We start from the raw sequence: 26,470 nt of genomic DNA on the forward strand, positions 1-26,470 counted from the left end.
CTCTGGCCCTGTGAGATCAGCACATCCGCCTGCCGTAGCTTGGCAACGATCTCCTCAGGCTTCGGGTGTTTTGCCATCTTGTCCGTCCTCCTAGCTCAAAAGCCATACCAAAGGGCGGACCACTTCAATGGGGGCTGATCAAAGCCATGTTGGAGCTCGGGCTATTGCTCTCTCTTGCCGTCGCCGCGGCGGGCATCCGTTCCGGTGGTATAGGCTTATGTTGGGCGAGATCGACCCGGCGAACGTCGGGGCAGTGTAGACGCTACGCTCGGCAAACGCTTGGTCGGCGATCTCGACCATCACAGCTCGGATCGGCCAGTGGCGGGAGGCCGAGGCGCCGACATCGGTGTCGTTCTGGACCAGCAGGATACCAGTGCCATGGGCGTCAACAAGGGGCTCCGGATTGATGGCCTCCCCGGAGGGCGTAGTCTGAGCACCGGTCGTGCAAGCCTGCCGTCACGTTGCCTCGTTCTCGCGTGCCTCGCCAGTGGCAGTAAGGCGGTCGGTCAGATCCTGTAATTCCTTACGAAGGGCGGCTAGATCCCGGTCGGCAAGACCGACACGGCAGACGACGGATTGCTGCGCCACCGACACCTTGGCCTCAAGCCCGATACCGGTCTTCGTCAGGGCGACGAGCACCACACGCCGGTCGGTACCCCGCGCGCGGGTCACGAAACCTGCCGCTTCAAGCCGGTCGACGAGCGGGGTAATGGCATTGGGGCCGAGCCGTAGCCGTTCGGCCAGTGCATGAACTGACCCGCTCCCATCCTGCCACAAGGCCAGCATTAAGAGGTACTGCGGGTAGGTAAGGCCGAGTTCTGCAAGCATGGGGCGGTAGGCGCGCACCACCGCGTTGGTTGCGGCATAAAGCGCGAAGCAGAGTTGGTCGTTCAATAGAAGCCCGGGCGTCTGGGAAGCCATCACCCAACTCCGTTCAAGTCCGAATGATCAGGACGAGGCCCAACGGCCACCCCGACACAGTCTCAGGGAAATCGCCATGAATGTATCGTACGACCATCAGCGCAGATCGCATCCCCCTGCAAAGACGCGTCTTACGTTTGTTCAATGCGGGGTCAGCCCGGATATCATCTGAGCCGACCCCGATGTCACCTCCAAACCTGCTCGCCGGCTTTCTCCACGTCGACCTAGCGAGGCGCCGTCGTACCCGTGACGGTTCCGGCGAAGGCCGTTTTGAGGTCGCCGATCACGGCGTCCTCGGCCTGCTTGGCCTTTGCGACTACGTTGCCCATCCCGAAGAACTCGTGGGTGACGCCGGGATAGTCGCGATAGGTCACCTGCCCACCGGCCGCCTTGAGCTTCTCGGCGAGCATCTTGCCGTCGTCGTGGAGCGGGTCGATCTGCGCGGTCACAACGGTGAACGGCGGCAGCCCCTTGAGATCGGCCTTGCCGACGATGTCGATGCGCGGGTCCGAGCGGTCGGCGTCGTTGCGGACCGTCTGGTCGTAGAACCAGCCCATCATCGGCTTGTCGAGCGGCTTGGCGGACGCGTTGTCCTTGTAGGATGGGGTGTCGAGGTTGGTTCCGGCCATCGGATAGACCGCCACGACCCGGAGCGGCTTCTCGACGTTTCCGTCGCGGGCCGCGATGGCGACGTTGGTCACGAGGTTGCCGCCGGCGGACTCGCCCAGCAACGCGAGCTTCGAGGGGTCGCCGCCGAAGCTGTTGGCATTCGCCAACGCCCATTTGTAGGCGGCGAAGGCATCCTCCTGCTGGGCGGGGAACTTGGCCTCGGGCGCGTGGCGATACTCGACCGAGACGACTACGGCCTTCGCGCCCTTGGCGATGGCGCGTGGCGTCGCGTCGTAGGTGTCGATGTCGGCGATCACGAAGCCGCCGCCATGGTAGTAGACCACCACCGGCAACGGACCGGTGGCACCGTCGGGCGTGTAGATCCGGACCTTCTGCGATCCGCCCGCGGTCTCGTAGGCCAGTTCCTTCGTGCTCACGCCAGCCTCGGGGGCGGTGCTCTTGCCCTGCTCCTTGAGAAGCTCTTTCACGCCATCGGCGGCGCTTGGCTGCTTGCGGGCCTCCTGGGGCGACAGCTTCGGGATCGGCTTCGGGTCGAGCTTCTTCATCGCGTCGAGCACGTGCTTCATGTCGAGGTCGATGTCGGCCATCGGAGACCCCGTCACCGTCGAGACGGCGCCGTCGAGGCGATCCTTCATCGTTGGCGTCTCCTGCGCCCAGGCCGAGGACGCCGTCAGGAGGGCGGTGCCGGCGAGGAGCGCGGCGATGCGATGCGTCTTGGTGCGTACCTGCATGGAAATTCCTTGTGTTGAATCGGATGAATTGGGATCGCTGCTCGATCCTCGACCGCACCGACCACCTCTCTTACCTGCCGTTCCCCAAACCGAGGTCTGGAAAGGAGGCAACATCGGAAGCCGGAACGATGGCCGTTTCCCGCCCGCGGGACGGGCGTGGATTTCGTTGTCCGGCAGCCTCAGGCGGCTTCCATCTCTTGCTTCAGGCTGGCCATGTCGATGACGTAGCGGAAGCGCACGTCGCCTTCCTTCACCTGCTTGTAGGCCTGGTTGATCTCCTGGATCGGGATTACCTGGACGTCCGGGGCGATGCCGTGCTCGGCGCAGAAGTCGAGCACCTCCTGCGTCTCGGCGATGGAGCCGATCAGAGAGCCGGCGAGGCTCTTGCGCTGCATGACCAGCTGCATGTTGTTGTAGCCGGGGATCTGCGCGAGTGCCCCGACGGCGCAGTAGGTGGCGTCGCGCTTCAGGAGCGGCACGAAGGGGTCGACCTTATGCTTCTCGGGAATGGTCGAGAGGATGAAGTCGAAGGTGTTGGCCAGCGCGGCGTAGGCGTCCTTGTCGCCTTCGACGACGCCTCTGGCGCCAAGCTTCCCGGCGCCCGCGACCTTCTCCTTGGAGGTCGTGAACACGGTGACCTCCGCACCCATTGCACGGGCGAGCTTCACGGCCATGTCGCCCAGGCCGCCGAACCCGACGATGCCCACGACGCTTCCGACCTTCACCCCCCAGTGCTTGAGAGGTGAGTAGGTCGTGACACCCGCGCATAGGATCGGTGCCGCTGCCTCCACGGGGAGCGCCGCCGGGATCCTGAGGACGAAATCCTCCTTCACCACGACCACGTTGGAGTAGCCGCCGTATGTGTTGTCGCGGCCATACGAGTTCTCCCCGTCCGGGGCCTGGGCGGCGGGCTTCATCGGACCGTTGTAGGTCGCAAGCCAGCTGTTCGGTCCCTGACAGTAATGCTCCTCGCCCTCCGTGCACGGCTCGCACTTGCGGCAGCTGTCGATCATGCAACCGACGCCGACGAGGTCGCCGACCTTGTGTCGCGTGACGCTCGACCCTGCCTTCGCGACCCGTCCGACGACCTCGTGACCGGGCATGCATGGGTAGACGGTGTTGCCCCAATCGTTCTCGGCTTGGTGGATGTCGGAGTGGCAGACGCCGCAGTACAGGACCTCGATCTCGACCTCGCTCGGCCCCGCCTCCTCACGCTCGAACGCCAGCGGCTTCAGCCCGGTGAAGGAATGCTTGGTGGCGTAACCCAGGGCCTTGATCATGCGTCGTTCCCTCGTAACGGTTCGTGGTCTCGTGGGGCAGGCGGCCTCAGGCGGCGACCGCGCCGATCTGTTTGAGCATCGTCAGGTTGTCCATGAGCGCCCAGTGCTCGGCCAGCATGCCGTCCGCGATACGGAAGTAGTCCATCACCACGATGTCGACCGCCTTGCCGGTCGCCGGGATGCCCTGGAACTCACCGGTGTGACGCCCTTGGAAGCGCAGGCGGGCGAGCACGCGGTCTCCCTCGGCGATGACTTCGTCAATGGGCATCTCGATGTTCGAGAGGCCGCCATGCAGCACCTTGCCGAGCTTGGCGACGCCGGCCGGCCCGCGGACCTCGAAGTCGAGGCCGGGGTCGTGCCGCACGAAGTCCGGGGCAATGAAGCGGTCCCACCACGCTTCGTCCCGGTCGCGGAACGCGACGAAGTACGCCCGCACGAGATCCTTGTTCGATTTCGTCGACATCGTTTTCTCCCCGCCCATCGTCGCCTCAGCGCGCCTCGACCCTGATGCAGGTGAAGGCGATCGGCAGGGCCTTTCCGCCCTCCGCCTTCCGCGTGAACGAGGCGGCGTTGGCGGTGGTCGAGGCGATGGCGTGCTCGACGTTCGGGCTGTCGACCGGCAGCACGTAGTCCCGGCCGCTCCCCACGCCTTTGGTCGGGTCGAACACCCGGATGGTGACGTTGTACGGCTTGAGTTCCGTCTTCATGATGTCCCCTGCCTGGAGTTGCGTGGATCCGATGACGGCGAGCGCCGCCAGGACCGCGCCCGAGATGAGGCCGCGCATCGTCGTCTCCGTTCTCAGCGCCCGGTACCCGGCTCGTGGATCGGGCAGCCGTTGAAGCGCTGGCGGAACTCGGCCGAGTGCTTGTAGGGGGCATTGCGGGCGCGGTTGATGTTGCCGAGCGGGCGGTGCGCCGCGAGGCCGGTCCAGATCGAGAAACGCATCTCCTCGTTCACGGCCTGCACGCGGGCCTCGTCCCAACTGTCCTGGGGACGGGCGGTGATCAGGCCGACCCGCTGGAACGGCGCCTCCTCCTCGTTCCACTCGACGGTGGGGTCCTCGACGGGCTGGCGTTCGAGGTCGCGGCAGAGCTGGACCCGGAACTCCCAGACGCCCTCGATGGCCTCCATCTCGGACTGCACCGTCTCGCGGATCGCATTCGGTCGGCCGGAGGCATCGATCTCGGTGCCGGTCAGCGCGGTCAGGCCCGGTGCGACGGGGGCGACCGAGAACTTGGCGATGTGGTCGCCGTACCGGAACGGCGTGACGCTGTAGTAGGTCTCGCCGAGCGGATCGACGTTCGGCGCGCCGCCGAGCGCGCCGATGGTCGGGCTTTCGATGCCCACGGCCGTCAGGGCCTTGTTGACGCCGCGTAGCACGGTGGAGGCAGCGACCTTCAAGCCCTCCACCCGGTCGGTCGTGCCGGCAAGCATCTTCAGGCTGCCCAGGAATTTCTCGGCGTTCGGAGCCTGGAAGACCTTGCCGTTGACCATGATGAAGTTCTGCGTGGTGCCCTCGGCAACGGGCAGGCGCTCGCCCTTGACGTCGAGGACCTTCAGGGCGAGGCCGCGCGGCAGCGAGACGGCGTCGGGAAGGATGTCGCCGGCGTTGGTCGACATCCGCATGTAGACCTTGTGCTCGCCGGGCTTGGCGAACAGCCCCTGCGCCAGTTCCGGCGGCAGATTGGGATCGATCTGCAGCACGCCCTCCAGGATGCCGTGCGCCTTGGCATGGACGGAGCGGACGGCATGGCCCGAGTCGTCCGCGACCGTCTGCAGGATCGTGTCGAAGGTCTCGTTCAGTCCCTCGATGGTCTTACCTTCGTCAGGCTTCACGACCTCGACGTCGGGGCTATAGCGGACAGGGGCTTGCAAGGCTCGGAACTCCGTTTTCTGCAATTCGGAAATGAACCTCCTTCGTCGTTCCCCGTTCCATCACGCGTGAATGAATTGCCGGTGACGTACCTCCGATGGGGTTCGCCGAGCCGACGGCCGCCACACCGGGAGCGGGTCCGATCCGGCCAGGAAACGGAGAGAGACATGAGCCTGCAAGGACGAAAGATCGCCATCCTGATCGCCCCGCGCGGGACAGAAGAGCCGGAGTTCGTTCAACCGCGCGACGCGGTGACGAAGGCCGGGGCGAGCGTCACGGTGATCGGATTGGAGGGCGGGGAAGCCGAGACGATCAACAACGACCTGGACCCGGCAGGCCGCTACGCCGTCGACGCGACCATCGAGGGCGCCTCGGCCTCCAATTACGACGGGCTCGTCATCCCGGGTGGCTGCGTCGGCGCCGACAAGCTTCGGGCGAGCAAGGCGGTGGTCGCGTTCGTCAGGGACTTCTTCGCCCAGGGCAAGCCGGTCGGCGTGATCTGCCACGGCCCCTGGACGCTGGTCGAGGCTGATGTCGTGAAGGGCCGTACGCTCACCTCGTTCCCGACGCTTCAGACCGACATCCGGAACGCCGGTGGCAACTGGGTCGACCGGGAGGTCGTCACGGACAAGGGCCTAGTGACCAGCCGCAACCCGAAGGACCTGCCGGCCTTCTGCGCCAAGATCGTCGAGGAGTTCGCAGAGGGACGCCATCCCGCACAGGCCCGCAGCGTCTGAGGGGTTTCCTTCCAGAGGTCGGTCGCACGGTTTTGCGGCCGACCCGCGTTGCCCCTCATCAATCACGCGAGGTGACCATGACCTACCTTCGATACGCCCCCGACATCGAGAAGCCTGCCGAAGGCGAGCAGGAGACTATCGACGGGATCATCAAGGGGATGACGCAACAATCCGAAACGGTCGAGGCTCGCGAGCACCATGCCGTGCGCGCCAGCCACGCCAAGAGTTCGGCCTGCGTCACCGGCGAGTTGACGATTGCAGCGGGCTTACCTGCCGAACTGGCGCAAGGGCTCTTCGCTAACCCCGGCACCCACCCCGTCGCGGTGCGCTTCGCGCAGGGGCCGGGCGAGACCCTGGGCGACCGCGTTTCGACCCATCGAGGCATGTCGATCAAGGTGTTCGACGTCCCCGGCGAGAAGTTGCCCGGCCACGCCGTCGAGACCCAGGACTTCGTGCTCGCCACCGGAACCACCTTCCCCTCCGGCACGGCGGCCGGGTTCCTGCGCGACGGCACGGTCATCGGCAAGTCGACCGGGCTTCCGGAAGGGGTCAAGAGCGCGGTCTCCTCGACCATGCGCAACCTCAACCGTGCCTTGCACGCCTTCGGGACGGAGAGCGCGCTCGCCGACTTCTTCGGCCATCCCTACAGCCATCCCCTGGCCGACAGCTACTTCAGCCAGGCGCCGGTCCGCTACGGCGACTACGTCGCCAAGCTCGGGGCCGTTCCGTCGACGGAAAGTCAGCGCGCACTGTCCGAATGGCGCCTCGACCCGCACCAGGACGAGGACGGCTTCCGCCACGCCACGGTCGCCTTCTTCCGAGACCACGAGGTGGTCTTCGAACTGAAGGCCCAGCTCTGGGCCGATGCCGAGCGGCAGCCCATCGAGGACGCCTCGGTTGACTGGCCGGTCTCGATCAGCCCCTACCGCACCGTCGCGACGCTGCGTCTGCCGCGTCAGGATGCCTACGCACCGGACCGGGTTCGATACTTCGACGAGGTGATGACCTTCCGGCCCGCCCACAGCCTCGCAGCACACCGGCCGCTCGGATCGGTGATGCGCGCGCGGCTCCAGGTCTACCAAGCCCTCAGCGCCTTCCGCCATCGCGAGAACGGCGTGGCGGAGGAGGATACCGCGAGCATCGACCGCATCCCGGCCTAGGACCGGCGTTTCGGACGCCGGTGAGCATAGCCCTGCCGAAGGAGGCTCCGCGTGAGCGAGCAACAGGTCAAAACCACGCTTCTGGATGTGAACGTCGACATGGCGGGGCCGGCGGACGGACCTACTGTCCTTCTGCTCCATGGCTGGCCGGACGACGCCACGGCCTGGACGACCGTGGCCGGGCATCTGAACGAGGCAGGCTTCCGGACGGTGACGCCGGAGTTGAGGGGCTTCGGATGTACGCGGTTCCGCTCGTCCGACACGCCGCGCACCGGCAACTCCGGCATCCTGGCCCATGACGCCGTCGACCTGATGGACGTCCTCGGGGTCGAGACCTTCATGGTCGCCGACCACGACTGGGGCTCGAACGCTGCTGAGGCCATGGCGGTCGGCTGGCCCAGGCGTGTGACCCGGATGGCAATGCTCTCGACCCCGTCGCGGCTCGGCGGCATGCCGACCCCGCCGTTCCCGCAGTGCCAGCGCCAGTGGTACCACTGGTTCCAGGCAACCAAGCGCGGCCAGGACGCCGTGCGGGCCGATCCGAAGGGGTTCGGCCGCATCATGTGGAACAACTGGAGCCTGCCCGGCTGGTACGACGAGGCGACGTTCGCGGCGGTCGCCGCGTCCTGGGAGAACCCGGACTTTGTCGACGTCACGTTGCACTCCTACCAGGCGCGCTGGGACGAGGCCGAACCGGACCCGCGCTCGGCCGAGCTTGAGGCGCAGGTGAAGGCGACCAAGACCCTGTCGACCCCGACCCTCTACATCCAGGGCGCCGTCGACGGCGTGAACCCGCCGGAGGCGAGCAAGGACGTACCGTCGAAGTTCTCCGGACCCTTCGAGTTCATCACCCTGGACGGGGTAGGCCACTTCGCCCCGCGGGAGGCTCCGGACGTCGTCGCGGCGGCGCTCGTCCGGCACTTCCGGTCCACGGAGGGCAACGAGGGAGCCCGGTGATGCGTGACGTATGGGACGGCGCGGCGGTCGAGTGGGATTCGGCTGAGATCGAACCCGGCATGCGCCTGCACTACGGCGTAGCCGGCGAAGGCGAGCGTGTTATCGTGCTGGTCCATGGCTATCCCGAAACGGCCTACGCGTGGCGTCGTGTCGTGCCGCTGTTGGTCCGCGCCGGCTTTCGTGTCGTGGTGCCGGACTGCCGCGGCGCCGGGGGGGCCTCGAAGCCGCCGGGAGGCTACGACAAGCATACGATGGCCGGTGACCTGCACGCGTTGCTGTATGGCCATCTCGGACTGACGCAGCCGGTGACGATGGTCGGGCACGACATCGGCATGATGGTCGCCTATGCCTTTGCCCGCCGCTTCCAGGAGCAGACCGAACGGCTCGTCGCGATGGAGGCGCCGCTTCCGGGCACCGATGCCTACCAGACGGCGCTGGGTGATACCGACCGGCTTTGGCACTTCCAGTTCCACCGCGCGCCGGACGTGCCCGAGTTGCTCACCGCCGGGCGCGAACAGCTTTACCTGAGCGTTTCTACCAGGATCTCGCCTACGACACGGAGGCCATCGGTCCGGACGCGATCCAACGCTACGTGCGAGCCTTCTCGCGACCGGGCGCGATGCGGGCCGGGTTCGAGCTCTACCGCGCCTTCCCGGCCGATGACGCGCACAACCGAGCCGAGGTGAAGCGCGACGGGAAGCTCACGATGCCGGTTCTCGCCCTGGCCGGCGTTCAGTGCGCCTTTGCCCCATTCACCGAAGCGATGATGCATGAGGTCTCGGAGGACGTGACGTTCCGGATGACGATCGGCAGTGAAGCGGGACCCTCGACCAAAGTTAAGACAGCGCGTTGTACTTGCTTGGGAAATCGAAGAGGGAGCACGGTCCCGGTCGGCGCCGACCGGGACCCCGCCACCAGACGAAAAACGGTCGTTGGTTGAGAACGTTACCGTCCTTTAGCGAGGGACCCGGTTCGGCGCTTATTCACAGTGATCGCATCCACCTTCAGCCGGCGCGATGGATCGCGGTCCATGCTGATCAGATCTTAGGCTCAGGACGGCGAACCCGGTCCGCATCCGCGATCTGCCCGCCATTCATGTCAGCTGGCAGGCCCGCGTCGGTGACCGGCAGGGCGATGCGCGGCCGGGGGTTACATCGTCGATCGCTTTGCTGAAAATCCCAGGCATATCCCAGGCTCAATCCCAGCAAGCTGTTGGCTTACAAGACTTAGTAGCTTCCGCAGGTACTTGAGCGATACGAGGGTTACTGTCCCCTCAGCTCCACCAGGCTTTCCTGGTGAAAAGTCAGCGCCCGACGCTCGGCAGCGATAGTGCTGCGGCGGCCGGGACTTAGCGGGGCCCACGGGGCTTCCTGCGATCCTCCGGGGCGATCTCGCGACCGGCTCGGGGCCGAGATCGATCGCCGATCCGCAGCCGCCATCGTCGCTTCCCGGGACGTCCGCCCGCGGCCGGTCGGAGACTGGTTCTGTCGTGAGGACGCGGCGCGGGTTCGATGCCCGCGACGGGCGGTGGCCGCCCATAGGTTGGCCTCGCATCGCCATGGCTGAGGCCAGCGTCGCGCGTCCAACAGGGGTGCGGGTCAGCGGGGCGGCCCGGCCTGCGCCTTCTGCTCGACGACCGGGCTCTCGGCAGCCGCGTTGACGATGACGGCTGCATCCTCCGGCAGCAGGAAGCCGTCCGCGACCGCCGCGCGGGCCGCGACGCGGACCTTGTTCACGTAATCCTGCTGATCCGCGTACCGTTCGGCCAGGGACGGGTGCCTGCCGTCGCGCGCCGCCTGAGTCGACGCGAACGGCTGGTACGCGCCGACCAGCGAACACGTGAAGGTCGTCAACGGCGCGTTCTGGCCGCCGTGCACGCCCAACGGTACCGCGATGTCCGGCAGACGCACGCCGCCGATGGGATTCCCGTCCGCGTCGCGCTGCGGCACCTGGACGACGGCCGCGGGGAGGTTTTTCGGCGCCTGAAGGACGCTTGGGTCATCCCTGGCGGGCTGGAGCGGCATCAGCCGCGTGGCGGGGGGCGCCTCGTTGCGTGCGGCCCAGTCGTCCAGCCGCTGCAGCGTCGCGCGGGCGACGGGCGCCCAGTCGAGCCGCCCCGGCGGCAGGTCGCAGGCCGGAGCCTTCACGACGGTGACGTGCGAGGCGCCGGCGACATCGTACATCCGCACGCTCGGCGGGAGCGGCAGGTCGGCGGTGCCGTGCGCGCCGCTCCGGCCGAGGGAGGCGCGCAGCGAGCTGTAGTCGACCGTCGAATTGAGCAGCATCATCTTCGGGGGGACCTCGCCCCGGGCCTCCACCGCGGCCACGATCGCGCCGATTGTGAGCGGGCCGTCATGGACGCCCGGGTAGTCCGGATCGGCGAAGTTCGGCGTCTTGTCGGCGCTCGAGTCCGGCCCGGTGCCCGATCGCAGGATCGGCAGCAGCCCGGCGCCGGAGACGAAGACGTGCAGGCCGTCGAACACCCGGCGCCCCTCCGCGACGTTGAAGCCGTGGAGCAGGAACGTCTTCAGGAAGCGGCCGTCCTGCGACTTGCCGGTGGCCAGCGTCCGGCTGATCGTCCCGGCCAGCGGGTTCGGCGTCCCGGCCGTGTCGGCCGCGGCATGTGCCAGGAAGTCGGCGGCATCGCGCACGATGGCGAAGCCGACGCCCTCGACGAAGCGCCGCGTCCCGTCGGCGTCGGTGAAGGCGGGCAGATCCGCCCCCTGTCCAAGCTCCCAGTACACCTCGGCGACGGCGAAGCCGCGATCCTCCAGGAAGCCGGTGCCGGCATCGAGGGTGCCGGACGGCATGGGGCGGGTGCGCGGGCTGTTGTAGAGCGCATTAGCGTAGGCCTTGCCGCGATTGGGCACGTCGACGAGCAGCGCGCCATTGCCTGCGGCGGGGTCCACGGGGATGAACAGGATGATGCGCGCGCTGTAGGCGACCTGACCGGCGGCCGTGCGGGTCGCCTTGCCGAGATCGGGAATGTCGGAGGCGTCGGGCGCGAGCTCCCCGGCGATGCGCCCATCCAGGCGCACGTAGTCGCCGGCCTTGAACGAACCGTAGGCCTGCCGAGAGGCGATCTCGAGCCGTGTAACCTTGGCCTGCGCAGCGCCGCCGGCGAACGCGAGGACGAGCAGCGCGGCCGCGCGCAGAAGGCTTTTCATGGCGTTCCCCTGTTCCGCACAGCTTGGCGCGACGGCTCGCCGATGGCCAGCGGTTACCGGGCGACGGTCGAGAGGGCCCTGGGCCGGTGATGGCGGCGCCCTGGCGAGAACCGGCCTCGAAGCCCCGGCGGCCGACAGGCCGGTTCGGGCGTCCCAGGATCCGGTCCCGGCCCATGTCCGGCATCGTCGACGGCGCCCTGCCCTTCGAGGAGGGATCAGAGGGCGAGCACGCCGTGAGGGCGAGCCGTCTTCAGGGACCGAGCGCCCGGGACGGGCTTGCCGCTCGGAGCTCCCGAACGAATGTCGCGTCGGTCTGCAATCTGCTCCGGCTTCGTCACAATCGCGCGAGCGCGCCCGCCATCGACTGAGCGCGCACCCGTCTCCGCCCCGAAACGATCCCGGCCGTCGCACCCCGGTCGAAGGGCCGGCCGCAGCGCAACCCCGCAGGGGAGCGGCGCGGGCCCTGCCCCGCCCTCGCCGCCGGTACGGTCGTGCAGATCAGGCCTCCGGGCGGGGCGGCATCCGCAGAGGGGATGAGGACGGGCGCCCCAAGGGCGGACACTGGCGGACGCGACGGGATTGTCACTGCAGATTATATACAATCTAAGGCGGGAACGGCCCGCGCTCCCGCGATCGGGGCAAGTGGGTTCCGGACTGTCGATGCACACGCTCTTCACGACCGCTGGGCTTCATCCACGAAACAGCTTCACGCTCTGGCGGGAAACACTGTTCGACCAGTGCGAGCCCATCGAACAACAGCGTCTCGACGACTCCCCCTTCGCGGCGCGTCTGGAGATCGCCGAAATCGGCCCGCTCGTCATCAGCCGCATCGCGCAGAGATCCGTCCGGAGCGAGGCGACACCCACCACGCTCCGGCGTCGGCGGTCTGAGGGCATGGTCTGCGTCGCCTTCGTGATCGCCGGCGGCACGACGAGCCTTCAGGACGACCGGTGCTCGGTCCAGGGGCCGGGCGACATCGTCGTGCTCGACCAGCGACCCGGCGTCGTCGCGTCGGACGCCGACAGCCAGTACCTGTTCTTCGAATTGCCCCGTTCGCGCCTGGAGAGCGTCCTGGGCCCGACCCGGCTCTACACGGCGCTCACCCTCGAAGCCGATGCCGGCTCTACATTCCTGGCGCAAACGTTCTTTCGCGACCTGATCGGCGTTCGCGACCGGCTCGACGCGGAGGCGGCCGCCCGCATGGCCGAGATCGGCACCGACCTGATCGTGGCCAGCTTCGCCGATCGACTGGCCCGGGAGGTCCCCCGTACCGTCCACGGCAGCGCCACGGTCCAGCGCGCCAAGGCCTTCGTCGAGGCGAACCTCGCGGACCCGAGCCTCGATCCACCGCAGCTTGCCGCCGCGGTCGGCGTGTCGCTGCGCCGGCTACAGGAGTTGTTCCACGAGCGCGGCCGGCACATCTCCGAATACATCTGGGACCGTCGTCTAACGGTCGCCGCCGAGCGCTTGGCCGATCCGGACGGCTTCGCAGTCCCGATCGGGGTCGTGGCGTACGAGTGCGGCTTCACCACCCAGGCGCACTTCTCCCGTCGCTTCAAAGCTCGCCACGGCCTGAATCCGCGTGACTACAGGAGCGCTGCCGTGCTGGCGGATCGCTCAGGCCGCGGCTCCGCGAGCGGTCTGGGCGCGGCCTGAGCGATCCGTCATCGAGGAAGGCACGGCCCGTCGGCCGGAAGCCGCGGGCAGCCGGCCGATGCCCGTCCCTGGACAGGCCCGACGCCGTTCAGCCGGCCCGGCCTGGGATGAGACCGGGCCGGACGACCCCGTCCGCTCGGCGCGCATGCCGCTCGGAGGCGGGCCGGCAGCACTCCAACCGCATCGGAAGCGCGCCGAGGCCACGGGCGTCCCCAGATCGGAGCATCGTCAGAATACCGCGTGGTCGCCACGCTCCGCGGCCGCCTCGCCGCGGATCACGCGGGCGTAATAGTCGAACAGCGTCTCCGACCCCGTCGAAGGGGTGGCCTGGGCATCGTATCGCCCCGTCACCGGATCCAGCACGAGCATGGATTCGGTCGCGTAATAGCGGCCGATCCGCGCGAGTTCGGCCTTGGCGGCCAGGGCCGGCACCCATCGTCCGATCGTCGCCAGCACCGTGACGATCACATCCAGCAGCCTCACCGGGACGTGCGTGAAGCGCGGCTCGCGCCCCAGGAGGGCGAAGAGCCGCTCGCCCTGCGCCTTCGGCGTGATCGCTTCGCCCGGCCCGCCGATCGGCAGCACGCGGTTGCGCCGCTCCCAGTCGTCGAGGCAGTCCGCGAGGTAGCGGCCCAGATCGTCGTCGCTGATCGGCTTGCAGGCCGTCAGAGTTCCGTCGCCGAACACCAGGAACGGCTTGCCGCGCTTCAGGCGATCGATCTGCCCCGAGAGCGATTTGAAGAAGGCCGTCGGCCGTACGATCGTGTAGTCGAGCCCCGAAGCGATCAGCACCGCTTCGAAGGCCAGCTTGGCGTGCTGAAAGGCGAGGCTCGGCTTCTGCACGCAGATCGCCGACAGGAGCACGACCTGCGTCACACCGGCCGCCCGGCCCGCGTGAAGGGCGTGCACCTGCGCGCCGTAATCGATCGCCCAGGCGTCGTCGGGCAATCCGGTTCGCGACGCGAGGCACGAGACCAACACGTCGAACCGCTCGCCGCGGATACCGTCGCGCGCCAGGGACAGGGGATCGGCCAGATCCACGATCCGCTCGGTGGCGCCCGCGACGCCGGCGGTGCCGGCAGGACGCCTGACGAGGCAGACGACCGCATGACCGCGGGACACCAGCGCCCGCACGGTTGCCCGACCGATCGTGCCGGTCGCCCCCAGAACGAGGACGCGGCGTTGTCCCGCCCCCTCCGATCGCTCCGCCGTCATGATCGCTCCATCCCGACGCTTCGCCCTCCGCGCGCGGCGCCCCCACCCTGCGGCGCCCCGCCGGAGGGCCCGGGCGGGGCTACGCGGAGGCCCGCAGGGTGATCCGCGTCAACTCCGAGGGGCGGCCGAGCCGAAGCGCGAAGCCCGGCCACAGCGCGGTGCCGTTGCTGACGTAGAGTAGCATGCCTCCGACCCGGTACGCCCCGGAGACGAACCCCGCATTGCCCCGCGCCACCAGCCTGTCCAAGCCGCGGATCATGCCGCCATGGGTATGCCCGGACAGTTGCAGCCTCACCCCGTGGGCGGCCGCCCGCGCGGCGTTCGCCGGCTGGTGGTCCAGGAGCACCACCGGCGCCTCCGCGGGCGCGCCCGCCAGCGCGGCGGCGAGGTCCGGCCTCGGGTGGCCCGTGGCGCGTGCCGAGCGGTCGGTGACGCCGGCCACCACGAGCGCACCGCCACCGCGCCTGAGGACCATGTGGGCGTTGGCCAGCACGCGGATCCCCAGGCCGGCGAGGTGGCGCATCCAGGCCCCGTAGTCGAAGAAGTACTCGTGGTTGCCCGGCACGGCCCAGACGCCGTCCCGGGCCCGCAGGCCGCGCAGCGGCTCGACGTCGGTCCGCCGGGCCGCGAGCGAGCCGTCGATGAAGTCGCCGGTCACCACGACCAGATCGACCCCGAGGGCGTTGGCACGCGCGACGACGGCCTGCGCCCATCGCATCGGGAACAGGCGGCTGATGTGCAGATCGGAGAGGTGGAGGATCGTGTAGCCGTCGAAGCCGAGGGGCAGGTCCGGTATCGTCACGGCGACCTCCTTCAGCGGCGGCACGCGCACGGCCTGCGACACGGCCGCTGCCGCCAGCGCCACGGCCGCGAGGGCCGCCGCGTAGCGCGCTTCGAGGGGGATCGCCCATCCGCTTCCGGGCAGGACCCCGCAAACCAGCGCCGCGGCATCGAGGGCGAGGAGCATCGGCGCCGCCAGGGCGAGCGCACCGAACGCCCAGTTGAACAGGATGACGACGGGGCGCGGGAACTCCGGCGCGAAGACAGACCCCGAGGAGAGGCGGCTCCAGAGGTGATACTGGGACGCCGCGAGCAGGAGAAGGGTGACGCCGAGCTTGAGCGCGAGCGGCCACGGGCTCGGCCACACGACGCGTGCGGCGACGTAGAGGGCAGGCAGGCTGGGGATCAGTCGGATCATGGGCCGCTACATGGCGAGCGGCATCCGTAAAGCAAAGCTTGCGCCCTGCCCCCCCGGGCGCGGCTTCCATCGCGTCTGCCGCGGTACTCATCCGATGTCGGACTGTCCGGACGGCACCGGTGCGTCGTCCGCCGCGACGCCGAGGCGGCCCACGATGCTCGGCCGTTCGGCAGGACCAGGACGCCGACAGGCGCGAAGGTTGTCGGTTCCCCGGCCGGTCAGGGCGACCTTCGTCCGGCGCAGGCTGCGGGTGCCCTGGCCAGCGGGCTCCAGGCCGGACGACGCGCGTTCCGATCGAAACCGTATACATTGTTATAAGCCGCAGTGTAGATTTACAGCACTAATTCGAGAGTAAATCTTGATCCGGCGCCATAGGAGTGCTCAAGACCATCCGGACATATGCCGACCGAGTTCCTGTCTTTACGGATCATTGAACGCGTAGAGCCATCGGTCGCATGACAAACTACGAGAACAGACGTCGGTAGAAAACCACTGTGAAAAAATATCGTTCACCCTGAGACAAACCGGAAGTTGTGATACCGATACTGAGCGGAGACCGAATCAGGCCTGTCTTGCGCCGAGAGACCGCGACATCGCGGAGCGCAGAAGCTGTCACGGGCTGCCGCAGCTCGGATCGATCGGATTGCCCGATCGGCGTGCGACTCGAAGGCGTATCGACCATGATGATCGCTTTTCCCGCCCTGCTGATGGAGCTGACTTTGGCGGTGCCGGTGGCCGACCGGATGCCGGTCTTCGATGTCGGACCAAGCTGTCGGGCGGCCACGACGCTGATGAGCCTCGATCCCCGACGGCAGAAACTCTGCCTCGCCGACGAGGCGTCGGCGCGCGCCCAGGTGGCCAAGCAATGGGCGCGCTTCCCGTCCGGCGACCGGACACGCTGCACGGCGGAAGCGCAGCTCGACGGCCTGCCCAGTTATGTCGACCTGCTCGAATGCCTGACCCTCGCCCGGGAGGCCAAGGCCGAGGACACGTGGTAGCCGCGGCGGAACCGCGACCCAGGATGGTCCCGCAGCGATCTCAGGGTAAGGGCCAGCCCGTGCCGATCGTGCCACAGCTTCCAGGACTCGCCCGCCTCCTGCTCGGGGCCGCGGTCGCGGCGCTGGCCGCCGGGTGTCGCGACGCCAACCAGTACGTCCCGCCGCCGCCGCCGAGCGTCTCGGTCGCGCAGCCGGTGGTGCGCACGGTGACGCGCTACTTCGAGCTCACCGGCAACACCACGGCGTTCGCGGCGGTCGATCTCGAGGCGCGGGTCCAGGGTTTTCTGGAGGCGATCACCTACACGGACGGCGCCGTGGTGAAGAAGGGCGCGCCGCTCTTCTCCATCCAGCGCAACACCTACGAGGCGCAGCTCAAGCAGGCGCAGGGCGCCCTGGCGGCGCAGCAGGCCGCCCTGGCGAACACGCAGTCCGAGTACCAGCGCCAGTCCACCCTGGGACGGCAGGAATTCGCCTCGCAGGCCCGGGTGGAGGACGCGAAGACCAAGATGGACCAGGCCAGCGCCGCCGTCATGGAGGCGCAGGCCAACCTCGACATCGCCACCATCAACCTCGGCTACACGCAGGTCTCCGCACCCTTCGACGGCGTGGTCACCAACCACCTGGCGGATGTCGGGGCGCTGGTCGGCATCAGCGGGCCGACCAAGCTGGCGCAGCTCGTGCGCATCGATCCGCTCTACGTCTACTTCAACGTCAGCGAGCAGCAGGTGCTGCTGGTCAAGCAGCACCTGCTGGCGACGCAGCGCGGGCTGGGCGACCTGTCCAGGATCCCGGTCGAGATCGGCCTGCAGACCGAGACCGGCTACCCGCATACCGGCAAGCTCGACTACCTCGCGCCGCAGGTCGACCCGTCCACCGGCACGCTGATGGCCCGGGCGCTCATCGAGAACGGCGACCACGCCCTCCTCCCGGGCCTGTTCGTGCGGGTCCGGATCCCGGTCGGCCGCGACGACAAGGCCCTGCTGGTCCGCGACGACGCCATCGGGACCAACCAGCAGGGCAGCTACGTGCTCACGGTCGGAGCCGACGACACGGTCGCCCAGCGGGTGGTGACGCTCGGTCCGCGGGACGGCCGCTACCGGGTGATCGCGACGGGGCTCGCGCCCGGCGACTGGGTCGTCACGGACGGAATCCAGCGGGCCATCCCCGGGGCCAAGGTCGCGCCCCAGAAAGTGGCGGTGGCCTCGTCAGACCCGGCGCCGCCTCAGCGGTGAGGCCTCGGCCCACGGTCCCGGCAGAGCCGAGGCGGCCGAGGATCCGAGGCGCCGATCCTCCCGGCGACCGGCGATCGGCATGCAGACAACCGCAGTCCGCCGATCCGGCGGGCCGCTCCTGAGGGGCCGGCACCGAGGGCCAACGGCATGATCTCGCGCTTCTTCATCGAGCGGCCGGTCCTGGCCAACGTGCTGGCCCTGGTCATGGTGCTGATCGGCGCGGTGTCGCTGCTCACCCTGCCGGTGTCGCAGTATCCCGACGTCGTGCCGCCGACGGTCCAGGTCACCACCCGCTATCCGGGCGCGAGCGCCCGCACGGTGGTCGACACGGTGGCGCTGCCGATCGAGCAGCAGGTCAACGGCGTCGAGGGCATGCTCTACATGCAGTCGACCAGCGCGAGCGACGGCACCTACACCCTCACGGTCACCTTCGCGATCGGGACGGACGGCGATCAGGCGCAGGTCCTGGTGCAGAACCGCGTCGCGATCGCGATGTCGTCGCTGCCGCAGGCGGTCCAGGTCCAGGGCGTCACGACCCAGAAGAAATCCACCGCGGTCCTGCAATTCGTGACCCTGTTCGCCCCCGACGGGAAGTTCGACAGCCTGTTCCTGTCGAATTACGGCGTCATCAACGTTCAGAACGAGCTGGCCCGGCTGCCCGGCGTCGGCAACGTCACGGTGTTCGGCGCCGGCCAGTACGCCATGCGGATCTGGCTCGACCCCGATCTGGTCCAGGCCCGGGGGCTCACCCCCGAGGCCATCATCAACACCGTGCAGCAGCAGAGCCAGGAGGTCACCGCGGGTGCCGTGGGGATGCCGCCGGTCCCGGCCGGCCAGGATTTCCAGTACACCCTCAACGTCAACGGGCGGCTCAACAACGCCCCGGACTTCGAGAACATCGTCATCAAGGCGGACGCGCAGGATGGCGGCCGCATCACCCGCCTGCGCGACGTCGGCCGGGTCGAGCTCGGCGCGCAGACCTACAGCCAGTCCTTCACGCTGAACGGACAGCCCGCCGCCGGCATCGGCATCTACCAGCTGCCCGAAGCGAACGCGCTCACGGTGGCGAGCGCGGTCCGCACCCGGATGACCGAGCTCGCGAAGACCGTCCCGCCGGGCCTCGTCTACGCCATCCCGTTCGACACGACGGCGTTCGTGCAGGCCTCGATCCACGAAGTCTACAGGACGCTGTTCGAGGCCGCCGTCCTGGTCCTGATCGTCATCCTGGTCTTCGTGCAGGACTGGCGCGCCATGCTGGTGCCGGCGACGACGGTGCCGGTGACCATCATCGGCGCCTTCGCGGCCATGGCGGCGATGGGCTTCAGCGTGAACCTCTCGACGCTGTTCGCCATCGTGCTGGCCATCGGCATCGTGGTGGACGACGCCATCGCGATCGTCGAGGGGGTGTCCCACCATATCGACGAGGGCCTCTCGCCCCGGGCGGCGGCCGAGAAGGCGATGGAGGAGCTGTTCGGCCCGATCATCGGCATCACCCTGGTGCTCATGTCGGTCTTCGTGCCGGCCGCGTTCCTGCCCGGCCTGACCGGGCAGCTCTACAAGCAGTTCGCCCTGGTGATCGCCGCCACCGCGCTGATCAGCGCGGTCAACGCCGCCACCCTGAAGCCAACCCAGTGCGCCCTGTGGCTGCGCAAGCCGGTGCCGCCGGAGAAGCGCAACGCGTTCTACCGCGGCTTCAACCGCGTCTACGGCGTCCTCGAGAACGGGTACGCCCGGCTGATCGCCCACATGGTCCGGCGCAGCGGCCTCATGGTCGCCCTGGCGCTCCTGCTGATCGGGCTCGCCGGATGGGGACTGACCCGCCTGCCCACCGCCTTCCTGCCCACCGAGGATCAGGGCTACGTCCTCATCGGCGCGCAGCTGCCGGACGGGGCCTCGAAGGAGCGCACCGACGCGGTGATGCAGCGGATCAGCGCGCAGGCGAAGGCGATGCCCGGCGTCGACAACGTGCTCACCATCAGCGGCCTTTCGGTCCTCGATTCCAACGCCACCCTGCCCAATGCCGGCGTCGCCTACGTGGTTCTCAAGAACTGGGACGTCCGGGCCAAGGCGAAGGGCCAGGACCTGCGCAGCCTCTACGAGCGCTTCAACACGATGCTGGAGGGCGTGGAGGACGCCGCGACCTTCGTGCTCATCCCGCCGCCGATCCAGGGCATCGGCAATGCCAGCGGCTTCACCCTGCAGGTGGAATTGCGCAACGGCGACTTCGACTATCCCCTGCTGGAGAGCCTCGCCCGGACGATCGTCGCCAACGGGAACGCGCAATCCGGTCTGCGGAAGCTCAACACCTCGTTCCGGGCCGGCGTGCCGCAGATCGCGATCGCGGTGGACCGGATCAAGGCCGAGGCGCTCGGCGTGACGGTCGGGCAGGTCTTCTCGACGCTCTCGAGCTATGTCGGATCGTCCTACGTCACGCAGTTCAACAAGTTCGGCCGGACCTTCCAGGTCTACGTGCAGGCCGCGCCGGATTACCGGCTCCGCCCCGAGGACGTCGAGAACCTGAAGGTGCGCGCCGGCAACGGGGCGATGGTGCCGCTCGGCACCGTCGTGGAGATCAAGTCCGTGCAGGGCCCGTCCCTGATCAGCCTCTACAACCTCTACCCGACGGCCACGATCGTGGGCGGGGCGGCGCCGGGCTTCAGTTCCGGGCAGGCGCTGGACCTGATGCAGCAGATCGCCGCCAAGGTGCTGCCGCCCGGCACGGGCTACGACTGGACGGCGATGTCGTACCAGGAGAAGGCCGTCGGCGCGCAGATCTACCTCGTGTTCGGGCTCGCCATCCTCCTCGTCTACCTGGTCCTGGCCGGCCAGTACGAGAGCTGGATCCTGCCGCTGGCGGTCCTGCTCGGGGTGCCGCTGGCGCTCCTGGGCACGGTCGGGGCGCTGCTGCTGCTCGGCGTCGCCAACAACCTCTACACGCAGATCGGCCTGATCCTGCTGATCGCGCTGGCGAGCAAGAACGCCATCCTGATCGTCGAGGTCGCCCGCGAGAAGCGGTAGGCCGGCCTCGACATCGCGGCCGCTGCCGTGGAGGCGGCGCGGCTGCGCTTCCGCCCGATCCTGATGACCTCGTTCGCCTTCATCCTCGGCGTCCTGCCCCTCGTCACCGCCTCCGGGGCCGGGGCCGCGGCCCGCAAGTCGATCGGCATCACCGTCTTCAGCGGAATGCTCGCCTCGACCTGCCTGGCGGTGCTGTTCGTGCCGTCCTTCTACGTCATCCTGCAGCGCATCGAGGAGCGCCGCGCGCGGGGCCGGCAGCCCCTCCAGGGCGGCATGCCCTCGTCGGCCGCCGAACGCATCTGAGGGCGATGGGACCGCGCGGCCGGTGCAATCAGGCGGCCGCGGGCGTCCGGCCACGCAGCTCGCCCCGCACCCGACGCAGGGCATTCGAGAACCGCGCCGTCAGGCGCGAGAGCGGCGAGCGCCACAGGCCGAACCCGTCGTCGCACAACGGGTCATTGACGACGGGACTGCCGTCGCGGCCGACCAGCACGTTGCCGACATTCGGATCCAGCGCGCGCGGAGACGCGGCGCGCAGGCTGGCCACGTAGGCCTCGTAGCCGGGCCACGCAGCCCTGAAGCTCTCCCGGACGCCGTCGAAGCTCGCATGGTCGACCGCGGGTTCATGGGCAGGCCACGCCGCCTTGAACCGGTCACGGACGCCCTCGTCCAGCACGACGCCCGGATGATCCACCAGGACGGCGTGGGCGTAGGCCAGCCACCACGTATCGGGCGTCGGATCCGTCAGCCGTGCGCTGACCGTCATCAGCGCACCGCAGCGGCTGACGTGGAGGTCGTGGACTCGGGGCGCGTGCGGGCCGTCGGAACCCGCGAACCCTCTGCGGAGGAGGGCCACGTAGTCACCGAAGCCGTCGGCCTTGCGGGCGAGGCGAACGACGATGTCCGGGTGGTTCGGGTGCGCGTGGACGGAGCCATGGTAGCCGTAGCCGATCTCGGCCCAGCCGGCGGCGATGAGCGAGGCGTGCGCCTTCGCGGCCGAGCGTTCGACAATACCCAGGGCGGCCAGCGAAGGGCTCGACATCCGGAGCCGGTTTCTGAAACGAAGCATCGCAGCCCCTCCTTCCTGCCGATCGGTGATCCGACGCGACGCGCCCTCAGAGGCTGCACAGGCGCAGCGTCACGGGGGCGGCCGGACGGGCAGGTCCGGCGCAGGTCGGGACGACCCTGTCGATGTCGGGAGCGGCGTGACGCGACCGTCACATCACCGTCATGCAATGAGCTGTGCTCGTCAGAAGTTCAAGTGCTGAGCAAGTTTAAACCGTGGGACGACTTCCGTGCGCCGTCCTGACGCATCGTCCATCAAGCTGCTTTCGCCCGCGCGATGAGTTTTCGCGCGAGGATGCAATCGGCTTCGCGCAGTCCAAGTTCCGGGTCGGGTCGGACATGCCGGCCGGCATGAGCGGCGCCGACCTCGACGTCGTCGAGGACGAGGTACTCCGTGATGCCGTTCCGGCCTGCGTGCTCGGCGATCTCGTCGCCGCGTCTGGCCTGCTCGGCGGGAAGCATTCCGCCCGTCCCGGCATCCCGACTGGTGGGCAGGATCGCGGTCCGCCAGTCGGGGTGGAAGCAGTTCACCGGCAGGCCGGCTTCCACCAGGGTCGGACGACAATCTGCGATCCGCCAGGTCGAGGACACGACGACCCACGCGTCGAACTCCCGCACCAGGGCGGCCACCCGTGCAACCTGGACCGGATTCAGTCTGTCCGTGCCCGCCTGCCGCTGATAGCCGACCGTCGTCACGACGCCGTCCACGTCGAGATAGAGTGTCGGTCGTTTCCCGCCCCTTCGTTCGTCCAAGAGGCCGATCCCGTCCGCTGCAGCCATCCTGTGCCGCCGCTGCACGGCTACAGCGCAACGCTGTGGCCGTCCAGGGCGGATCGGGCCGACCCGCGGGCGGACCAGGACCTCTGCGCCAGCAGCCGGCGCGACGCGTGGCCCCGGTCCCGGGGCGAACGCCGGCACGCCCGCGGCTCCAAAGGCGGACGCGCTCCTTCCGGCCCCGGCCGGCCGCGCGGCGGGTCTTCGGGGCTCGCCGGAGGCGGGGCCATGCCGGCCTTCCGGGACGCTCGGCTCGGGGCCGGAACCGGACGCCGGCGAAGCCACCGTCGCGCCGTGCCCCCTGCGTCCCACGGGGGCCGCGAAGGGCCGCGAAGGGCCGATCGTCAAAGCCCTTGCCGCTGCGCGCTACGCGGCGACGGGCCTGACCACGACGTCCTCGGGGTAGACGAGGGTTGCCATGACGCCGGACCGGATCTGAGCGAAAACCTCGTCGAGATCACCGATCCTCTGCATCAACACGGCACACGACAGGGCGACGACCTGCGGGGTGCACTCGGCCCCGTCCGCCAGGAACTCGCGGATCGCATCCATGTAGGACGCGTTCGCATCCGCCTGCCGCGGGGCGCTCAGGACATGCGCGCAATCCTGCCGCAAGGAGGCAAGCTTGCCGTCCACGACCGAGACCCATTGCCGATCATGGTCGTAGATGAGCCAGCGCACGGATCCCGCAGCCACGGGGGCGAGACCCGCGAGATAGCGCCGAGCGGCCGCGTCATCGAACATGGCGTGAGCCTTACCGTCCGCCGTCCGAAACACCAACGCGTGGTGTAACCGTTTCGGAGCCCGGCCGATCTGCCTCGATCTGCGCCGAACGGGTCATGGGCAGGCGGAGCAGCGACGTCGGCGCCCGCCGCATCGCGGCTCGACGACCGGCAGGCGGGCACCGCGCAACGGCCGAGGCCGGTCGATGGCGGCCCGCCCGCCACCCCGTTCGAGGTCCGCGGACGTCCGGCTCCGGTCGCCAGGTCTGGTTCGGGGCCGGAAGCGGACCTGGCGGCGCCGGCCGCCCCATCAGACGGTCGTGGCGGCCCGTCGCCGTCGGGTCGGCTGGATCATCGCTTCCAGCTCCAGCAGCCTGTTGAGTTCCGCCTCGGTGAGCAGCCCCTCCTCCAGCACGAGGCCGGCCACCGACCGGTTCTCCTTCAGCGCGCGCTGCGCGACCCGCGAACTCGCCTCGTAGCCCAGGGTCGGAGCGAGCGCCGTCACCAGGCCGATCGAGCCCTGAACGAGGGCGCGGCAGCGTTCCCACAGCCGCCGTGAGCATCCGCAGGGAGGAGTGCACGCAGTAGCCGATCGTGGGCTCGAAGGCGTTGAGCTGGAGTTGCCCCCCCTCGGCGCACAGCGTCACGGTGAGGTCCTGCCCGATCACCCTGTAGGCGACTTGGTTCACAACCTCCGGGATGACCGGGTTGACCTTGCCCGGCATGATCGAGGACCCGGGCTGCACGGCGGGAAGCCGGATCTCCCCGAAGCCGGTGCGCGGTCCCGAGGATAGCAGCCGCAGATCGTTGCAGATCTTCGAGAGCTTGACCGCGACGCGCTCGAGGGTGGCGGAGAACAGCACGAACGCGCCGAGGTCCGAGGTTGCCTCGATCAGGTTCGAGGCGAGCACCATGGGCTGGCCGCAGACGCGGCCGAGCTCTTCGACGGCCAGCGCCGCGTAACGCGGGTCTGCGTTGATGCCGGTTCCGATCGCCGTGGCCCCGAGGTTCAGCTCGCGAAACAGCCCGACGATCTCACCGATGCCCCAGAGCGCGTCGGCCGGAACATCGCCGTCACCGAGCAGGTCGTGCTCGGAACGGTCCTGGCGGTCTCCAGCTCCACGGTCCGCACGGTGGCGACCGCGAGCGCGGTGGGCGAGCCCGTCCGGACCGACGCCTCCGCGGCCGTCGTCCCCGTGTCCTGGGTCGTCCCCGTGTCCTGGGTCGTGCTGGGACGCTTCGTGGCCATGAGATCGCTCCCTCACGGAACGCTCGGCCTGTCGTCGCCGGGACCGGCTGGCCCGACCATTGTCACGTAGGCCGGGCTGCACATCCAGAAGGTCGCGCTAACCGGCCCGATGCGCCGAAACGGCGCTGTTGCCATGGATGAGATCGCGGCCGGCGTAGATGCCGCCGACAACCTCGAGGTCGAGCCGCTCTGCGTCGCGGCGGCGAACCGCGTCCATGATCGTGCCGGCGATTTCCGGATCGGCCCCGACCGTCAGGAGCGCCCGCTCGCCCAGGGCCAGCGCCGACTCGGCCGTCTCGCGGATCTGGTAGGCCACGCCCGCCTGGATCAGCGCGACCGCGTGTTCCCGGTCGCGGGCACGGGCGAGGACGGGTACCAGGGGAAACTCAACCTTCGCGATCTCGGCGATGCGCCTGGCCATCGCGGGGTCGTCGACGCAGATCAGGATCGCCCGGGCCGTCTCGGCACCGGCCGCACGCAGGATGTCGAGCCGCGTGCCGTCGCCGTAATAGACCTTGAAGCCGAATCCCTCGGCGATGCGGATGTTCTGGGCGTTCGTGTCGATGATCGCGACGGCGCATCCCTGCGCGATCAGCGGCTGGCTGGCGATTTGCCCGAAGCGGCCGAACCCGACGATCAGGGCGCTGCCGACGAGATCCTCCGGGGCCTCGAGGCCGGCGGTCGACAGCGCAGCCTTGGGCCCGAGCCGGTCGAAGGCAATGACCATCAGCGGCGTGAGCGCCATCGACAGGATGACGGTGGCGGTCAGGACCGCGTTGGTGGTGCCATCGATGATGCCCGCACCCGCCGCCGCCGCATAGAGGACGAAGGCAAACTCACCGCCCTGCGCCATCAGGGCCGCGCGCTCCAGCGACTCGGCGTGCGACGCGCGCAGGGCCCGCGCCACGCCGTAGATGAGCAGGGCCTTCACTGCCATGTAGGCGACGACGCCTGCCAGGATCAGGCCCGCGTTCGCGGCGATCACGGTCAGGTCGAGGGACATGCCGACGCCCAGGAAGAACAGACCGAGCAGGATGCCGCGGAACGGCTCGACATCGGCCTCCAGCTGGTGGCGGAAGCTGGATTCGGACAGGAGGACGCCGGCCAGGAAGGCGCCCATCGCCATGGAGAGGCCGCCGAGCTGCATGGCGAGCGCCGAGCCGAGCACGACGAGGAGCGCCGCCGCGGTCATCACCTCCCGGGCCTTCGCGGCGGCGAGCAGGCGGAACAGGGGGTTGAGCAGCCAGCGCCCTGCGGCCACCAGCGCGGCGACCGAGGCCAGGGCGATCACGACCGCGACGGCGCGCCCCGTCCCGCTCGCCTCGGCCCCGCCCGGCGCCAGCAGCGCAACGACGGCGAGGAGGGGGACGATGGCGAGATCTTCCAGGAGCAGGATCGCGACGATCCGCTGCCCCTTCGGGGTGGCGAGGGCGCCGCGCTCTTCCAGAAGCTGCATGACGATCGCGGTCGACGTCAGCACGAAGCCGGTGCCGGCCACGAAGGCCACGGTGACCGAAAAGCCCAGGGCGATCCCGACCAGCGTGAGGGCGGCGATGCAGGCGCCGACCTGGGCGAGACCGAGCCCGAAGATCGCGCGGCGCATGCCCCAGAGCCGGGAGGGCTCCATCTCCAGTCCGATGATGAAGAGGAACATCACGACGCCGAGTTCGGCCACATGGAGGATGGCGTGGGCATCCGTGAACAGGCCGAGCCCGAAGGGGCCGATGGCAAGCCCCGCCACGAGGTAGCCGAGGACCGAGCCGAGCCCGACCCGCTTGAAGAGCGGAACGGCGACGACGCCCGCCGCCAGAAGGGAGACGACTTGGACGAGATCGCTTCCCGGGCCGGATGCGTCGACAGCCATGGTGTGTTCCGTTCTCTGGACG

The 26,470-nt window shown here is 68.9% G+C and carries 21 protein-coding genes and 2 pseudogenes; 8 read left to right on the plus strand and 15 right to left on the minus strand.

Annotated elements, in window-relative coordinates; all coding sequences use genetic code 11:
* Positions 1-456: 456 nt before the first annotated feature.
* The 6 genes from MKK82_RS17950 to MKK82_RS17975 form a co-directional block, all read right to left on the minus strand.
* Positions 457-921, minus strand: a complete 465-nt coding sequence (locus MKK82_RS17950; RefSeq protein WP_243986405.1) for a MarR family winged helix-turn-helix transcriptional regulator — start codon at positions 919-921, stop codon at positions 457-459.
* A 224-nt stretch (positions 922-1,145) separates the two neighbouring features.
* Positions 1,146-2,282, minus strand: coding sequence for an alpha/beta hydrolase (locus MKK82_RS17955; protein ID WP_243986406.1), 1,137 nt, complete (start codon positions 2,280-2,282; stop codon positions 1,146-1,148).
* A 179-nt stretch (positions 2,283-2,461) separates the two neighbouring features.
* Positions 2,462-3,562, minus strand: a complete 1,101-nt coding sequence (locus MKK82_RS17960; RefSeq protein ID WP_243986407.1) for an NAD(P)-dependent alcohol dehydrogenase — start codon at positions 3,560-3,562, stop codon at positions 2,462-2,464.
* A 46-nt stretch (positions 3,563-3,608) separates the two neighbouring features.
* A complete protein-coding gene (locus tag MKK82_RS17965; protein WP_243986409.1) occupies positions 3,609-4,025 on the minus strand; it encodes an ester cyclase in 417 nt (138 codons plus the stop codon).
* Between the two features lie 25 nt (positions 4,026-4,050).
* Positions 4,051-4,347 (minus strand): hypothetical protein, encoded by a 297-nt coding sequence (locus MKK82_RS17970; protein ID WP_243986410.1) that lies wholly within the window; start codon positions 4,345-4,347, stop codon positions 4,051-4,053.
* A gap of 14 nt (positions 4,348-4,361) precedes the next feature.
* Positions 4,362-5,438 (minus strand): catalase family protein, encoded by a 1,077-nt coding sequence (locus MKK82_RS17975; protein WP_243986412.1) that lies wholly within the window; start codon positions 5,436-5,438, stop codon positions 4,362-4,364.
* A gap of 165 nt (positions 5,439-5,603) precedes the next feature.
* Here MKK82_RS17975 and MKK82_RS17980 point away from each other — a divergent pair, with 165 nt between their 5' ends.
* The 4 genes from MKK82_RS17980 to MKK82_RS17995 all read left to right on the plus strand — a co-directional run bounded on the left by MKK82_RS17980 (position 5,604) and on the right by MKK82_RS17995 (position 8,976).
* Complete coding sequence (locus MKK82_RS17980) at positions 5,604-6,173, plus strand: type 1 glutamine amidotransferase domain-containing protein (RefSeq protein ID WP_243986414.1); 570 nt, start codon at positions 5,604-5,606, stop codon at positions 6,171-6,173.
* A gap of 77 nt (positions 6,174-6,250) precedes the next feature.
* Positions 6,251-7,333 carry a catalase family protein gene (locus tag MKK82_RS17985; RefSeq protein WP_243986416.1) on the plus strand — a complete coding sequence of 361 codons (1,083 nt, stop codon included), beginning with the start codon at positions 6,251-6,253 and terminating at the stop codon, positions 7,331-7,333.
* Between the two features lie 51 nt (positions 7,334-7,384).
* The gene (locus MKK82_RS17990; RefSeq protein ID WP_243986417.1) at positions 7,385-8,290 is read left to right on the plus strand and encodes an alpha/beta fold hydrolase; all 906 of its coding nucleotides are present in this window, start codon (positions 7,385-7,387) and stop codon (positions 8,288-8,290) included.
* A complete protein-coding gene (locus MKK82_RS17995; RefSeq protein WP_243986419.1) occupies positions 8,290-8,976 on the plus strand; it encodes an alpha/beta fold hydrolase in 687 nt (228 codons plus the stop codon). Before MKK82_RS17990 ends, MKK82_RS17995 begins: the two co-directional genes overlap by 1 nt.
* Before the next feature lie 912 nt (positions 8,977-9,888).
* On the opposite strand, the gene MKK82_RS18000 is transcribed toward MKK82_RS17995, so the two are convergent.
* A complete protein-coding gene (locus MKK82_RS18000; RefSeq protein ID WP_238285767.1) occupies positions 9,889-11,457 on the minus strand; it encodes an alpha/beta hydrolase domain-containing protein in 1,569 nt (522 codons plus the stop codon).
* A gap of 660 nt (positions 11,458-12,117) precedes the next feature.
* Between MKK82_RS18000 and MKK82_RS18005 the strand changes: the two genes are divergently transcribed.
* Complete coding sequence (locus MKK82_RS18005) at positions 12,118-13,113, plus strand: helix-turn-helix domain-containing protein (protein WP_238285765.1); 996 nt, start codon at positions 12,118-12,120, stop codon at positions 13,111-13,113.
* A gap of 228 nt (positions 13,114-13,341) precedes the next feature.
* On the opposite strand, the gene MKK82_RS18010 is transcribed toward MKK82_RS18005, so the two are convergent.
* The gene (locus MKK82_RS18010; RefSeq protein WP_243986421.1) at positions 13,342-14,328 is read right to left on the minus strand and encodes an NAD(P)H-binding protein; all 987 of its coding nucleotides are present in this window, start codon (positions 14,326-14,328) and stop codon (positions 13,342-13,344) included.
* 79 nt (positions 14,329-14,407) lie between these two features.
* Positions 14,408-15,526: a metallophosphoesterase gene (locus tag MKK82_RS18015; protein ID WP_238285761.1), complete on the minus strand. Its 1,119-nt coding sequence runs from the start codon at positions 15,524-15,526 to the stop codon at positions 14,408-14,410.
* 680 nt (positions 15,527-16,206) lie between these two features.
* On the opposite strand from MKK82_RS18015, the gene MKK82_RS18020 reads away from it, so the two are divergent.
* The 3 genes and pseudogenes from MKK82_RS18020 to MKK82_RS18030 all read left to right on the plus strand — a co-directional run bounded on the left by MKK82_RS18020 (position 16,207) and on the right by MKK82_RS18030 (position 21,077).
* Entirely contained in the window at positions 16,207-16,524 is a 318-nt protein-coding gene (locus MKK82_RS18020) for a hypothetical protein (protein WP_238285759.1), read from the plus strand.
* 23 nt (positions 16,525-16,547) lie between these two features.
* Positions 16,548-17,756: an efflux RND transporter periplasmic adaptor subunit gene (locus MKK82_RS18025; protein ID WP_279603102.1), complete on the plus strand. Its 1,209-nt coding sequence runs from the start codon at positions 16,548-16,550 to the stop codon at positions 17,754-17,756.
* A 147-nt stretch (positions 17,757-17,903) separates the two neighbouring features.
* Positions 17,904-21,077 (plus strand): annotated as a pseudogene (locus tag MKK82_RS18030) (efflux RND transporter permease subunit).
* 28 nt (positions 21,078-21,105) lie between these two features.
* On the opposite strand, the gene MKK82_RS18035 reads toward MKK82_RS18030, so the two are convergent.
* The 6 genes and pseudogenes from MKK82_RS18035 to MKK82_RS18060 all read right to left on the minus strand — a co-directional run bounded on the left by MKK82_RS18035 (position 21,106) and on the right by MKK82_RS18060 (position 26,448).
* On the minus strand, positions 21,106-21,843 hold the full coding sequence (locus MKK82_RS18035) for a hypothetical protein (RefSeq protein WP_238285756.1): 738 nt from the start codon (positions 21,841-21,843) through the stop codon (positions 21,106-21,108).
* Between the two features lie 251 nt (positions 21,844-22,094).
* The gene (locus MKK82_RS18040; RefSeq protein ID WP_279603103.1) at positions 22,095-22,619 is read right to left on the minus strand and encodes an HAD domain-containing protein; all 525 of its coding nucleotides are present in this window, start codon (positions 22,617-22,619) and stop codon (positions 22,095-22,097) included.
* Positions 22,620-22,979: 360 nt separating this feature from the next.
* On the minus strand, positions 22,980-23,357 hold the full coding sequence (locus MKK82_RS18045; RefSeq protein WP_238285754.1) for a hypothetical protein: 378 nt from the start codon (positions 23,355-23,357) through the stop codon (positions 22,980-22,982).
* 288 nt (positions 23,358-23,645) lie between these two features.
* Positions 23,646-24,372 (minus strand): annotated as a pseudogene (locus tag MKK82_RS18050) (lyase family protein); the annotation flags it as partial.
* The gene (locus tag MKK82_RS18055; RefSeq protein ID WP_238286004.1) at positions 24,345-24,584 is read right to left on the minus strand and encodes a hypothetical protein; all 240 of its coding nucleotides are present in this window, start codon (positions 24,582-24,584) and stop codon (positions 24,345-24,347) included. The gene MKK82_RS18055 and the pseudogene MKK82_RS18050, both read right to left, overlap by 28 nt.
* Before the next feature lie 97 nt (positions 24,585-24,681).
* Positions 24,682-26,448 carry a monovalent cation:proton antiporter-2 (CPA2) family protein gene (locus tag MKK82_RS18060; RefSeq protein WP_238285753.1) on the minus strand — a complete coding sequence of 589 codons (1,767 nt, stop codon included), beginning with the start codon at positions 26,446-26,448 and terminating at the stop codon, positions 24,682-24,684.
* Positions 26,449-26,470: the final 22 nt, after the last annotated feature.

The organism is Methylobacterium sp. E-046 (assembly GCF_022829625.1).
In the GTDB taxonomy this organism is placed as follows: Bacteria; Pseudomonadota; Alphaproteobacteria; order Rhizobiales; family Beijerinckiaceae; genus Methylobacterium; species Methylobacterium longum.

Excerpts from the sequence above, each read along its gene's own strand:
- MKK82_RS17950 (WP_243986405.1), bottom strand. The coding sequence starts at position 921 with ATGGCTTCCCAGACGCCCGGGCTTCTATTGAACGACCAACTCTGCTTC.
- MKK82_RS17955 (WP_243986406.1), bottom strand. The coding sequence starts at position 2,282 with ATGCAGGTACGCACCAAGACGCATCGCATCGCCGCGCTCCTCGCCGGC.
- MKK82_RS17960 (WP_243986407.1), bottom strand. The coding sequence starts at position 3,562 with ATGATCAAGGCCCTGGGTTACGCCACCAAGCATTCCTTCACCGGGCTG.
- MKK82_RS17965 (WP_243986409.1), bottom strand. The coding sequence starts at position 4,025 with ATGTCGACGAAATCGAACAAGGATCTCGTGCGGGCGTACTTCGTCGCG.
- MKK82_RS17970 (WP_243986410.1), bottom strand. The coding sequence starts at position 4,347 with ATGCGCGGCCTCATCTCGGGCGCGGTCCTGGCGGCGCTCGCCGTCATC.
- MKK82_RS17980 (WP_243986414.1), top strand. The coding sequence starts at position 5,604 with ATGAGCCTGCAAGGACGAAAGATCGCCATCCTGATCGCCCCGCGCGGG.
- MKK82_RS17985 (WP_243986416.1), top strand. The coding sequence starts at position 6,251 with ATGACCTACCTTCGATACGCCCCCGACATCGAGAAGCCTGCCGAAGGC.
- MKK82_RS17995 (WP_243986419.1), top strand. The coding sequence starts at position 8,290 with ATGCGTGACGTATGGGACGGCGCGGCGGTCGAGTGGGATTCGGCTGAG.
- MKK82_RS18000 (WP_238285767.1), bottom strand. The coding sequence starts at position 11,457 with ATGAAAAGCCTTCTGCGCGCGGCCGCGCTGCTCGTCCTCGCGTTCGCC.
- MKK82_RS18005 (WP_238285765.1), top strand. The coding sequence starts at position 12,118 with ATGCACACGCTCTTCACGACCGCTGGGCTTCATCCACGAAACAGCTTC.
- MKK82_RS18010 (WP_243986421.1), bottom strand. The coding sequence starts at position 14,328 with ATGACGGCGGAGCGATCGGAGGGGGCGGGACAACGCCGCGTCCTCGTT.
- MKK82_RS18015 (WP_238285761.1), bottom strand. The coding sequence starts at position 15,526 with ATGATCCGACTGATCCCCAGCCTGCCTGCCCTCTACGTCGCCGCACGC.
- MKK82_RS18020 (WP_238285759.1), top strand. The coding sequence starts at position 16,207 with ATGATGATCGCTTTTCCCGCCCTGCTGATGGAGCTGACTTTGGCGGTG.
- MKK82_RS18025 (WP_279603102.1), top strand. The coding sequence starts at position 16,548 with ATGGTCCCGCAGCGATCTCAGGGTAAGGGCCAGCCCGTGCCGATCGTG.
- MKK82_RS18035 (WP_238285756.1), bottom strand. The coding sequence starts at position 21,843 with ATGCTTCGTTTCAGAAACCGGCTCCGGATGTCGAGCCCTTCGCTGGCC.
- MKK82_RS18040 (WP_279603103.1), bottom strand. The coding sequence starts at position 22,619 with ATGGCTGCAGCGGACGGGATCGGCCTCTTGGACGAACGAAGGGGCGGG.
- MKK82_RS18045 (WP_238285754.1), bottom strand. The coding sequence starts at position 23,357 with ATGTTCGATGACGCGGCCGCTCGGCGCTATCTCGCGGGTCTCGCCCCC.
- MKK82_RS18055 (WP_238286004.1), bottom strand. The coding sequence starts at position 24,584 with ATGGCCACGAAGCGTCCCAGCACGACCCAGGACACGGGGACGACCCAG.
- MKK82_RS18060 (WP_238285753.1), bottom strand. The coding sequence starts at position 26,448 with ATGGCTGTCGACGCATCCGGCCCGGGAAGCGATCTCGTCCAAGTCGTC.